The sequence below is a fragment of the Thalassotalea insulae genome, assembly GCF_030161395.1.
GTDB lineage: Bacteria > Pseudomonadota > Gammaproteobacteria > Enterobacterales > Alteromonadaceae > Thalassotalea_E > Thalassotalea_E insulae.
The window spans coordinates 982,570-994,369 of the sequence record NZ_BSST01000001.1; the positions used below are offsets into that span (position 1 = coordinate 982,570).

Annotated in this window: 12 protein-coding genes; 9 read left to right on the forward strand and 3 right to left on the reverse strand. The window is 32.9% G+C overall.

All coding sequences use genetic code 11. The features are described 5' to 3' along the window. Positions 1-8: 8 nt before the first annotated feature. On the reverse strand, positions 9-473 hold the full coding sequence (ribH, locus tag QQK06_RS04555; protein ID WP_284243435.1) for a 6,7-dimethyl-8-ribityllumazine synthase: 465 nt from the start codon (positions 471-473) through the stop codon (positions 9-11). 294 nt (positions 474-767) lie between these two features. Between ribH and QQK06_RS04560 the strand changes: the two genes are divergently transcribed. The 9 genes from QQK06_RS04560 to rfbD all read left to right on the forward strand — a co-directional run bounded on the left by QQK06_RS04560 (position 768) and on the right by rfbD (position 9,446). Further along, positions 768-1,748 (forward strand): Wzz/FepE/Etk N-terminal domain-containing protein, encoded by a 981-nt coding sequence (locus QQK06_RS04560; protein WP_284243436.1) that lies wholly within the window; start codon positions 768-770, stop codon positions 1,746-1,748. A 30-nt stretch (positions 1,749-1,778) separates the two neighbouring features. Further along, positions 1,779-2,645 carry a glycosyltransferase family 2 protein gene (locus QQK06_RS04565; protein ID WP_284243437.1) on the forward strand — a complete coding sequence of 289 codons (867 nt, stop codon included), beginning with the start codon at positions 1,779-1,781 and terminating at the stop codon, positions 2,643-2,645. Positions 2,646-2,666: 21 nt separating this feature from the next. Next, positions 2,667-3,764: a hypothetical protein gene (locus QQK06_RS04570; protein WP_284243440.1), complete on the forward strand. Its 1,098-nt coding sequence runs from the start codon at positions 2,667-2,669 to the stop codon at positions 3,762-3,764. 67 nt (positions 3,765-3,831) lie between these two features. Continuing rightward, entirely contained in the window at positions 3,832-4,962 is a 1,131-nt protein-coding gene (locus QQK06_RS04575; protein ID WP_284243441.1) for a glycosyltransferase family 4 protein, read from the forward strand. Further along, positions 4,955-5,998, forward strand: a complete 1,044-nt coding sequence (locus QQK06_RS04580; RefSeq protein ID WP_284243444.1) for a DUF1972 domain-containing protein — start codon at positions 4,955-4,957, stop codon at positions 5,996-5,998. The genes QQK06_RS04575 and QQK06_RS04580 overlap by 8 nt, the downstream gene beginning before the upstream one ends. A 10-nt stretch (positions 5,999-6,008) precedes the next feature. Further along, on the forward strand, positions 6,009-6,887 hold the full coding sequence (gene rfbA / locus QQK06_RS04585) for a glucose-1-phosphate thymidylyltransferase RfbA (RefSeq protein WP_284243445.1): 879 nt from the start codon (positions 6,009-6,011) through the stop codon (positions 6,885-6,887). Then, entirely contained in the window at positions 6,887-7,435 is a 549-nt protein-coding gene (gene rfbC / locus QQK06_RS04590) for a dTDP-4-dehydrorhamnose 3,5-epimerase (RefSeq protein WP_284243446.1), read from the forward strand. The genes rfbA and rfbC overlap by 1 nt, the downstream gene beginning before the upstream one ends. 41 nt (positions 7,436-7,476) lie before the next feature. Beyond that, a complete protein-coding gene (gene rfbB, locus QQK06_RS04595; protein ID WP_284243447.1) occupies positions 7,477-8,553 on the forward strand; it encodes a dTDP-glucose 4,6-dehydratase in 1,077 nt (358 codons plus the stop codon). Between the two features lie 14 nt (positions 8,554-8,567). After that, a complete protein-coding gene (gene rfbD / locus QQK06_RS04600; RefSeq protein WP_284243448.1) occupies positions 8,568-9,446 on the forward strand; it encodes a dTDP-4-dehydrorhamnose reductase in 879 nt (292 codons plus the stop codon). Between the two features lie 106 nt (positions 9,447-9,552). On the opposite strand, the gene QQK06_RS04605 is transcribed toward rfbD, so the two are convergent. Both QQK06_RS04605 and QQK06_RS04610 read right to left on the reverse strand, forming a co-directional pair. Next, complete coding sequence (locus QQK06_RS04605; protein ID WP_284243449.1) at positions 9,553-10,545, reverse strand: glycosyltransferase; 993 nt, start codon at positions 10,543-10,545, stop codon at positions 9,553-9,555. 37 nt (positions 10,546-10,582) lie between these two features. Beyond that, positions 10,583-11,779 (reverse strand): polysaccharide pyruvyl transferase family protein, encoded by a 1,197-nt coding sequence (locus QQK06_RS04610; protein WP_284243450.1) that lies wholly within the window; start codon positions 11,777-11,779, stop codon positions 10,583-10,585. Between the last annotated feature and the right edge of the window lie 21 nt (positions 11,780-11,800).

Consider the following 11,800-nt stretch of genomic DNA (forward strand, 5'->3'; position numbering starts at 1 on the left):
AGCTTAGATTATAGCTGAGACAGCACATTAACCATTTCTAATGCACCAAGCGCCGCTTCACCGCCTTTATTACCGGCTTTAGTGCCTGCTCGCTCTATCGCTTGTTCGATAGAGTCTGTGGTGATAACACCAAAAGACACCGGAATTTCAGACTCTAAGCATACTTGTGCTAAGCCTTTGTTACATTCACCAGCAACAAAATCAAAATGTGGCGTACCACCACGAATAACCGCACCTATTGCGATAATGGCATCATACTTGCCGCTTTTCGCCGCTTTTTTAGCAACTAATGGCAACTCATAGGCACCTGGTACTTTAATTACCGTAATATCGCTCTCAGCAACATCACCGTGACGCTTTAAAGTATCAACTGCGCCAGCTAATAAACTATCTACGATAAAATGGTTAAAACGAGAGACTACAATCGCAAATTTTTTGCCTGATGCGACAAAAGAACCTTCAATAACATTCATCAAAACATACCCAAAGAGTAAAAATTGCCGCGATTCTAACAAAAAACCAGCAAATTAGGTACTGGTTTGTAATCAATATTTACACATCCGATAAATCTCAATTAAAAAAATGAAACTGTAAATAAACTTTTATAAAGGTTGCACGAGCTACCACCTAAAATTTATGAACCAAGAAAACGTCTAGGGTAGTCTGGTCGATTCATCCAATAACTAAAACTTTACAGTATACATATCGTATCTATATAATAACCGACTCCGTATGAGCTCAGGCTCGAATTATATAAAGTATTACTTGTGTCAAATTTAATAAATCAGCAATCAATAAACCAACCCAGTACTTCCAAGATACCTGTGCAAAAAAAATATAATAATGATGAGCTAATAAATTTGGCAGAATTATGGCAGGAAACTTGGAGAAAAAAATTTTATATAATTGCTGTTTGTATTCTTTTCGCTATTTGTTCAATTATTTACACATTGACTTTACCGAATACATATAAAGCTTCCACATTACTTTCTCCAGTAAATAGTAATACAAGTGCCAATAGCTTAGGAGGTTTAGCTAATCAATTAGGCAGTTTAGCTAGTATCGCAGGTATTAACTTGGCCGCAAGTCAAGCTGATAAAACGGCTTTAACGCTAGAAATATTGCAATCACGTTCATTTATAGAGAAGTTCATTCAAGATCACAATTTGTTAGTCCCACTAATGGCAGCAAAGAACTGGGAGCCTGAAACCAATACATTAATAATAGATAGTGAAATATACAATGAATCGAAGAAAGAGTGGCTTCGAAGTGTATCTCCCCCAAAGCAAGCTAAACCTTCCTTATGGGAAGCTTATCAAAACTTCCTTGAAAGAATAGAAATAACTCAAGACAAAACAACCTCTATCATCAATATATCAATTGAGTATTACTCTCCTACACTTGCCAAACAATGGTTAACTTGGCTTATTACAGATATTAACGAGTTCATGAGACATCAAGATCAAGTAGAAACAAAAGCTTCTATAGATTATCTGAATAAGCAACTTAAGCTGACTCAAATAAGTAACATGGAAAACGTTTTTTACCAACTTATTGAAGAACAAACTAAAAGCATGATGTTAATTCATGTAAAAAGCGAATATGTATTGAAAACTATCGATCCTGCTCAAGTTCCTGATACAAAAGAAAGTCCTAAAAGAGCACTCATTGTGATCATTGGAACAATGTTAGGTGGATTCATTGCTTTGATATTCATTCTAGTTCGGTATTTTACAAAGTCTTGTTAATTAATTTTTAGTATCCCAAAGTTTATACAAATGACATATCAAAACAATTTAGTAACAGTATACATTACGACTTATAATCGACTGATATTGCTTAGAAGAGCAGTAGAATCAGTTCTGAATCAAACATATAAATCAATAGAGTTACTCATTGTTGATGATGGCTCAACAGACGGCACTCATGAGTATTTAAATGAATTAAGCCGAAAGCATAAAAACATAAAGTTTTTGATAAACAGCTCAAATTCTGGTGCCTGCTACGGGAGAAATAAAGCAATACTTAACGCTTCCGGTGAATACATAACAGGATTAGATGACGATGATTATTTCGTAGAAAATAGAATATCAGACTTTATAAACGAATGGAAAAATAAAAAGCCGTCGGTCATTGCGCTATATAGTAGCGTTAAAAAAAAGGAAAAAGCCGACAAGTACATAAAGTGTGATAAAAAGTCACTCGTAAAAAGAAATCAGCTATTTTTTAATAACGATATAGGAAATCAAGTATTCACAAAAACAAAAATTATTAAATCAATTAATGGGTTCGATACTGACATGCCTGCATGGCAAGATCTTGAATGTTGGATTAGGCTATTGTCTTTGGGTGATGCGCAATGTGTAAATAATTACAGCTATATTGTTGATGTCAGCCATCCTCACGAAAGAATTACCCTTCAAAAAACAAATAAAATTCAATTAGCATGTAATCATTTAGTTAGTAAACATAATTTAACAAAGAGACAAAAATCAAGATTAGTAACTCAACTTATTCCTTATGCTCCGTCTTATTATAAATTAACACCACATTTTATTAATGCATTTTTACAGCTCGATTTCATGTTAATATGTAAATTACTAAATTTCCTAATTAAGTTCACTTATTTAAACAAGAATAAGTGATAATCAATCAGCCACACCTATATGATAATTAGAAAAGAGAACCTTTTTAATATTACATCAATATTTTTGATATTTATAGCATCAATGGTTACAGCTTTACCTGGTGGAGTGACAAAATTCACCTTATTGAGTCTAACATTATTGAATATTAGTTATATCAAAATATCTAAAACAAAAGTGATTAGCATTTTGGCGCTCATATCTTTTTTATTAATTCGCATACTTTTTACGGGAGTAGCTCACTTTGAACAATCGATGATTGTTCTGTGCATTTTATTTATTTGGTTTTTATCGTTACCTATAAATGCCAGTTACTTTAATTCTATTATCAAACCAGCTATATTTTTACTCTTTTTACTTGGTTTTATTGCATCTATTTTTACTGCATTTTTTGGAATAGGGAATTTCGCATCTAGTATGCTGCCAAAAGGGCTACCTTATGTTTTCGCGTTTAAAGGCACAACCTCGACCCCTCAAACATATGGAACTATAGGAATTCTTTCATATTTATGCATTACACTATTCTCAACGAATTCAAATACGAAAAAGCTAAAACAAAGGTTCACTTTAGTGTTAGCAAACTTTGCACTAAATAGAGTCACTCTTATTGAGACTATATTACTAATATGTAGAAAGCATATGATTCTATTTTTTATGATGTTAATTGTAGTAGGTATAGTGGCTTCACTATTTTCAGATAATGTTTTATTTACTATTTCTACGTTGCAAAGTCGGATTGACTTAACAAGAGGGATCTGGGAGCAATACCTTAATAGTCAGAGTAGCAACATTCTATTTGGTAACTTTAAACAACCAGATGTTTTTTACAGCACTTCATACATGGATATTAATTACATAGAAAACGGCTACATGTTTCTACTATATTACTTTGGTATATTAGGCACAGCGTGTTATCTTGCTTTTTTCACTTTATTTTTAATAGTTTTACCTATTGCTAAAAAAATCCAAGTAAATAAAGCTATTTTTTACGTTGCCATTATATATTTCCTCTTTGTTCCCTTATTAACACACGAGTTTTTATCAATATCATATTACTTAATGCTTTATTTAGTTTTATATGTTTATAAATCTCAATATCAAGATCAAATTAATCCCTAAGCGATCTCATAAATTGCTTTTAACCCATGTATAATATATTCGCCCTTATGAATAACTCGAAAGCTCTATGAAGACAATTACGTTTTTTCATCCTGTAGATGATAACTATGGTGCAAGTAACATTCTAACATATGTACTATCTTTTCTTTCAAAGGAATACAAATGCATTGTTTATGTTCCAAAAATAACAAAAAAGATGTCTAGCACTCTCAAAGAGTTACATTCCGACTCTGTTATTTTCAAAGAATGTCCACAATTACCTATTGCTCATAGAGCCATGTTAACACCAAAAGGACTTTTATCTTGGGTTGTTAAAAATATTTTAATAATCAAACTTTTCGTCAAAATAAGAAAGAATACAGATATAATCTACATAAATACTTTATCTTTATTTAGTTTAAGCTTTATATCTAGAGTTGTTTTCAAAAAGAACTTATTGCACTGCCACGAATACTTAGAAGGAACACCACATGGTAAAATAATGAGGCTTTTTACCTATTTGTTTTCTCATTGCATAATCTGTGTTTCAGAAAAGGTAAAAAACTATATATCTGTAAAAAATGCTTCGAAATATTATATTGTCAGAAATGGGATTCCCGATATTACTAATAATTCGAAGGTATTACTTTCTAAAGAAAAAGATAAAGTATTTATTTCCTTTATTGGAAGAGTAATGCCAGAAAAAGGACATTGGTTAGTTGCTGACGCAGTATCTAAACTGCCAAAAAAGCTTAAAAACAGAATTGAAATTCACGTTTTCGGTGATGCTCCACCGCTAAGTTCCCACCTATTCAAGGATTATCAAACGGTATTGCTAGAAAAGAAACTCACAAATTCAATCATATTAAAAGGATTTGATGCTAATGCAGCAAAAAAAAGTTATAAATATGATGCTTGTTTAGTTCCTTCAATAATCGTTGACTCATTTCCAACCACGGTTTTGGAAGCAATGAGAGCTCAAAAAGCTGTTATTACAACAAATAATGGAGGTGCTTTAGAGTTAATAGAAGATAAAATAGATGGTTTTCTGATTTCTCCAAATGATCCTCAAGCATTAGCCGATTTGTTTGCCTATTGTATTAAAAATAAAAACGACTTAGCTAACATGGGGTTAAAAGCACGAAGCAAATATCTAAACACTTATACTATTACACAATTTCAAAAAAGATTTTCAGAGGTTTTCAAGCAACATGCCTAAATTATCTATCGTTGGTACAGTTGGTGTTCCAGCCTGTTACGGAGGGTTTGAAACACTAGTAGAAAACCTGTTAGACGAAAAAGACGATTCATATCAAATAAGCGTTTACTGTTCATCCAAAGCCTATAAAGCCACTTTAAAAACATATAAAAATGCAAAACTACATTATATTCCTTTGCAAGCAAACGGTATTCAAAGTATTCCCTATGATATTTTGTCTTTATTGCATGCTACTTTGAAAAGATCTCAAAATATATTACTCTTAGGTGTATCAGGAGCATTATTTTTGCCTCTCATCCGTCTATTTTCTAAAGCAAGAATTATAACAAATATTGATGGTTTAGAGTGGAAGCGAGACAAGTGGGGGTGGTTTGCCCAAAAATTCTTAAAGCTTTCAGAAAAAGTAGCTATCAAATATTCAACTACAATTATTGCCGATAACCAAGCAATTGCTGACTATGTCAAACTTGAATATGGTGCTGATGCTAAAGTAATAGCCTATGGAGGAGACCACGCTTTACTTGATAGTTCCGATGGCAAAGACGACAATTATGCACTTGCATTGTGTCGAATTGAGCCCGAAAACAACGTTGAATTAATATTAAAAGCTTTTCGTCATAGTTCAAAAAAACTCAAATTTGTTGGTAACTGGAATAGTAGTGAATTTGGTAAAAGAATGAGTAAACGCTATTGTCAGTATGATAACATCACATTAATTGATCCAATATACGATATACGACAACTATTTGAACTTAGAAATAACTGCTCTTTTTATATTCATGGGCATTCAGCAGGAGGAACTAACCCTTCGCTTGTCGAAATGATGCATTTCAACAAAAACATCCTAGCTTTCAATTGCTCATATAATAGAGAAACAACTGAGCATAAGGCTATTTATTTCGCAAACGAAGATGAACTGCTAGCTAATATTCAAAAAATAGATCAGCACGAAAAAAACTGCGAAATGAGAGAAATAGCACAACGCAGATATACATGGAATATTGTAAAGAAACAATATTTAGAATTAATCACCTAAGGCCAAAACAATGCACAAAGGAATAATTTTAGCTGGTGGTAGCGGCACACGCCTGTACCCACTTACAAAAGTTGTTAGTAAACAATTAATGCCTGTTTATGATAAGCCAATGGTTTATTATCCCCTAGCAACTTTAATGCAAGCGGGAATAAGAGATGTTTTGCTAATATCAACGCCCGACGAAATACATAGATTCGAAAATTTACTTGGAAACGGAAAGAACTTCGGTATCAGTATTAGTTATGCAATACAAGAAAGTCCTGAAGGCTTAGCCCAAGCATTTTTAATTGCAGAAAAATTTCTAGCGGGACAACCTGCAGCACTAATACTTGGCGACAACATGTTTTATGGACATGATCTAACTAAAGCATTACAAAACGCAAATAATCAATCTTCAGGCGGTACCATATTCGGTTATCATGTTTCTAAGCCTAGCGCATACGGTGTTGTTGAGTTTAACAAATCAGGAAAAGCGATATCAATAGAAGAGAAACCGCAAAGTCCAAAATCAAATTACGCAGTACCTGGTCTCTATTTTTTTGACAGTAAAGTTGTTGATATTGCAAAAAATGTCACTCCTTCTTTACGCGGAGAGCTAGAGATTACTGATATTATCGAGCAATACTTAAAGCTTAACGAACTCAATGTAGAAATCATGGGACGAGGCACAGCTTGGTTAGATACGGGTACGCATGATGATCTTCTGGCTGCCGCACAATTTATTGCAACAATAGAGAAGCGCCAAGGACTAAAAATCAATTGTCCTGAAGAAATAGCTTTTCGAAATGGGTGGATAACTAAAGAGCAATTAATTCAAATTGCAGAGCCATTACGAAAAAGTGGTTATGGTGAATATTTATTACAGCTAATTAATGAAAGAGTATTTTAATGAAAATTATCGACACAAATATTGCCGATGTAAAAATATTGGAGCCTAAAATATTTGGAGATGATAGAGGCTTTTTTTTAGAAACTTTTCGTGCAGAATGGTTTAAAAAAAATGTTGCAGACGTATCCTTTGTGCAAGATAACCATAGTAAATCTTCCAAAGGAATATTGCGGGGTATGCATTATCAAATTAAAAATACTCAAGGCAAGCTTGTGAGGGTCATAAGTGGTGAAGTATATGATGTTGCTATTGACTTAAGGCAATCAAGCCCTAGTTTCGGCCAATGGTTTGGAACCTTATTATCTGCTGAAAACAAGCGACAACTATGGGTACCAGAAGGCTTTGCCCATGGTTTTTATGTAACTTCTCAGTCTGCTGAGTTTGTTTACAAATGTACCGATTATTATGCACCTGAATATGAAAGAAGCATTTTGTGGAATGACCAAGAGCTGAATATTAATTGGCCAATAAAACAATCAACCCCACCCATTTTGTCAGCAAAAGATCAAATAGGTGAGTTATTTAAAGATGCCGAATACTATAAGTAGAGTATTCATTAATTACTAATGACGTATAGAAAAAACTTATTATGAATCAAACAATATTAGTTACAGGTGGAGCTGGTTTTATTGGCTCCGCCCTAATCCGTTACTTAATAAATGAAACTACACATACAATTATCAATGTTGATAAACTAACTTACGCTGGTAATTTAGAATCTCTCAAATCAGTAGAAAAAAATAAGCGGTATCACTTTATCAAAGCTGACATTTGTGAACAAAATAAAATAGCTGAACTTTTAGCTCAATATCAACCTAATTATATAATGCACCTAGCAGCAGAAAGTCACGTTGATCGTTCAATTGATGGTCCTAGTGAGTTTATTCAAACAAACGTGATAGGTACGTATTATATGCTTGAAGCGGCCAAAAACTATTACATTCAATTACCCAAAAGTAAACGAAATGCTTTTAAATTCCACCATATATCTACAGATGAAGTTTATGGAGACTTAGGTGAAACAGGGCTATTCACAGAAACAACACCTTACGATCCAAGCTCTCCTTACTCTGCATCAAAAGCAGCTTCCGATCATTTAGTAAGGGCCTGGCACAGAACCTATAACTTACCGGTTGTAATAACTAACTGTTCAAATAATTATGGCCCGTTTCATTTCCCTGAAAAATTAATTCCTCTAATTATTCTGAATGCCTTGGAAGGCAAAAATTTACCTGTTTATGGAAATGGCGAACAGGTGAGAGATTGGCTTTTTGTTGAGGATCATGCTCGCGCTCTTTATAAAGTTGTGACAGATGGAAAAGTTGGCAGTACCTATAACATAGGTGGCTTCAATGAAAAGCAGAACATTGAAGTTATCAATATAATTTGTGATCACCTAAATACGTTAATTAAAGATAAACCCAATAACCTAACAGATTTTAAAACGCTAATAACTTATGTAAATGACAGACCAGGTCATGATGTTAGATATGCAATAGATGCAACTAAAATTAATGAAGAGTTAGGATGGTCACCAAGAGAAAGCTTTGAGTCTGGTATATTAAAAACAATAAAATGGTACCTTAATAACTTAGACTGGTGTCGTCATGTTCAAGATGGCAGTTATCAACGAGAACGTCTTGGTAACAATGACAATCTCATATAATCAATTAGTATCATATGAATATCGTAGTCTTTGGTAAAAATGGGCAATTAGCAAAAGAACTAGTTTTTGAGGCCCCTTCAAATGTAAATTTACTTTTTCTAGGTAGAGAAGAAACAAATATCCTTTCGCTTGATGCTATAGAGAAGTCACTAGCTAATTTTCCGGTTGACGTTATCATTAACGCTTCAGCTTATACTGCAGTTGACAAAGCTGAGTCGGAACATCAACAAGCGTATGCAGTTAATCAGTTAGCGGTAGAAAACATGAGCATTTATAGTGAAAAAGTTAATGCTCGATTTTTACATGTTTCAACTGACTTTGTATTCGATGGTTCCAATAACATCGCATACACTCCTGAAGATAAAGCAAACCCTAAAAGTATTTATGGAAAATCTAAATTTGCAGGAGAATTATCTGTAAAAAAATGTCACCCAACAAACAGTTCAGTCATACGAACTTCTTGGTTATATTCGGTATCTGGCAATAATTTTTTAAAAACTATGCTCCGCTTAATGCAAGAAAAAGAATCATTAAGTGTTGTTTCAGATCAAATAGGCTGTCCAACTAACGCTAACGGACTAGCTCGGTTTATTTGGAAATTAACTCAAGTTAAGCAATTAAAAAGTATCTATCACTGGAGTGATAAAGGTGTAGCTTCTTGGTATGATTTTGCAGTTGCTATCCAAAATATAGCGTATCAATACGGAGTATTAGAAACAAAGATTCCCATACAACCAATACCGACAAAAGATTACCCTACACCAGCACCAAGGCCTCATTTTAGCCTACTAAATGCAAATACGTCTTACGATATATTAAATTCTAACCACTGGACAATTGAGCTTAACAAATGTATTAAAAGGCTTGCTTCTACTAAGGAAGCCGACAGTTGATTTGCCTATATTTTGTTCAGAACTAATTAGAAAAACAATTAAAAAGTAATAGTTACCCTGGAGATTAATCTGAATTAATTCGCTTGGGTAACTCTTTTAATTCGCTTTATAAAATATCTTTGAAGGCGCTTTTTATGCCGTTAAAATGCTTATATCTTCCATGAAAGTAATTAGAAAATATCAATAAATTTTTATATAAAAAATTTTGTTTAAGTGCGAATAGTCTAAAATTTAAATGCACTATTTCATCATTAAGTTTTGCAATTTCAGTTAAAACATATTTTTCATCCAAAATACAATTTTTAATAACTTCTGCATTATTTTGATTTAACCATTGCAATAAAACAGAAACAAACTGTTTACGCTTATTTAAATTTAATTGCTGCTGACGCTTATCTAATTTTAAATAGAAATAATCTAAAGGCCCCATCTTATTTGCTGAGTTTATTGAAACTTCTTTAGTAGCATTATTCTCATGCCTTCGATAATCAGCGAGTACTTCATCTAATATTAGTTTCTGGTTATATATAGCCGCACAATGATGCAACCAGGCATCGTGACTTATAAAACTAAAATCAGGTATTGGTAAGCATAGTTGCAAAAAATCACGCCTAACAGCTGTAGCCATACCAACAACATATGTATCCATAGGGTTTGATACTTTTTTTAACCTCTGCAATTTCGTTTGACCTTGCTGAGTTAGCAAACCGTCGCAAAACATCAAATCATGAATTATTAAACTTTTCTCCTGATGATTTTGAAATAGACGAATAATGTGTTCTATTTTATTTTCATACCAGACATCATCTTGATCAGCTAGAAAAATAATTTCTCCACTACAAAGCTCTAAGGCTTTACTAAAGTTTTGGCTATACCCCAGATTAGTTTCATTTACTCTAACAATAAAATTAATATCTTTGAACTTTTTAGCTATTGACAGAACTATTTCAACTGTCTTATCTGCAGAATTATCATCACAAACAACAATTTCATCAGGTTTAACATTTTGTTCAACAATACTTAGCAATTGTTGCCTAATATAGGCTTCACCATTAAAAGTGGCTAAAGCTATCGATATATCCATTCTACCATTTTTCATTAGTATCTATTTAATCTAAACAAGCCAACTTATAAATCTATAAATCATTACAAATAGTCTCTAATATTCTCAGGTTATTTTCTTTAACCTTCTTAATATTTTCACTCGTTTTTCGAGCTAATTCATTAATAGATTGACTATTTATTAATGACGGTAAATCTAACAAATTCTCAACTGGATAACACTTATTAAATGGTGCAACACTCCAATCTGATAGAAAGGCATTCAACTTAGTAATATTAGGATTTATACCGAAATGGGGAACTCCATACGACATTGCAGTAATAACCCCATGTAAGCTTGTGCCAAAAAACATACTTGCATGTTTAATAACATACATGATTTCCCATACATTCAAATCATGTACTAGGATTGTTTCTTTAGTTAATACAGCATTAATTTTTTTAAGTAGATAATAATCATCATGGCCAGAAGCATAGCCAATAGGAAGTAAAAGCACTTTTTTATTCGTTTCTTGATAAAGATTTGAAATTATGGTGCTTAAAGTTTCTATATCGCATGCCACTTTCGCAGGTGCAGCCTGAAAAACAATATACTCACTTGCCGTACAAACTATCAACTCATTTTTTACTTTGCTAACTAACTCACCATCTGTAAACAAATCAGACATGATATAAGCTGAGTCAGGTGATAAATGCGTTTGAATATTTAGCTGACTTAACTCTTTTTCTGTTCTTATATCTCGTACTGAAAGATAATCTGAACTATTCAACCTCCGAACAACATCTTTTAATTCTACATTACTAAGGTTTTGAAGATCTCCACCCACCGTATTATATATAACTTTTATTTTATTTCGGAAAGCTTCTTGCGATGGTAAATAAGGAAACTCCCAACGAGTAGAATATTGAAGCTTGGCAAAACTATAAAATAATGAAGGGCACAACTTACGAAACACCTTTAACAAGAAATTATGCGTCCAGCTAGTTTGCATATGCATGAATAATGCATGACTTCTAGCACATAAAACCTCGCCACCAATAACTATAATAGCCGAACCTTCCTCCAATTCATCAGTTAAAGCATTAATACTTTTTGACTTGTAACAATGATATTTTTCTAAATTTGAATCACTAATTGATGCATAATCGAGCTTGTAACTTTCGAGCAGCCCTGATTGATACTTATTTATAAAAGCATCAAATAACATTGGCATAATATTGTCGCCGTAATTATACCTATCAAAAGCACCGTATAAAACTATCTTTTTCAAAACTTAACCTCTCAGATGAAA